We start from the raw sequence: 509 nt of genomic DNA, 5'->3' as shown, positions 1-509 counted from the left end.
CCAAGGCATCCACCGTGCGCCCTTCACAGACAACACAAAATACTAAGACACCCACACACCAACCACACAAACAAAACATTCATGTAATCAGCGCGTGAACAAAAATGATTTCAAACAAAAAATCACAAAAAGAAGATACTCGCGTCCACTATACAGTTCTCAAACAACACTAAACACCCACAACAAACCAACGAAAACTCATCAGCCCATTGCCGAGCGTCCACAAAAAAGGAACAAACAGATTGTCCCAGACACCCAACAGCCATGACAAACCAAAACTTTGCTAACCCAACCCCAACACTGTGCCAACCCCAACACACAACATCCAACACTGTGACCTGAACAAAACAGCACCCAACAACCACAACAAAAGGCTGGCTGAACCGGTTACCTATTCACCCAGAAACAAAAACAAAAAATAAATACTCCTTAGAAAGGAGGTGATCCAGCCGCACCTTCCGGTACGGCTACCTTGTTACGACTTCGTCCCAATCGCCAATCCCACCTTC

The 509-nt window shown here is 45.4% G+C and carries 1 rRNA gene; it reads right to left on the bottom strand.

The features are described from left to right. Positions 1 to 433 precede the first annotated feature (433 nt). Positions 434 to 509 (bottom strand): 16S ribosomal RNA (locus MHX52_RS10350); the annotation flags it as partial.

Origin of the sequence: Corynebacterium sp. ACRQJ (genome assembly GCF_022346045.1) — a bacterium.
Taxonomy (GTDB): domain Bacteria; phylum Actinomycetota; class Actinomycetes; order Mycobacteriales; family Mycobacteriaceae; genus Corynebacterium; species Corynebacterium evansiae.
Note: the sequence above shows the minus strand (reverse complement) of the source record. Positions and strands in the feature narration are given on the sequence as shown.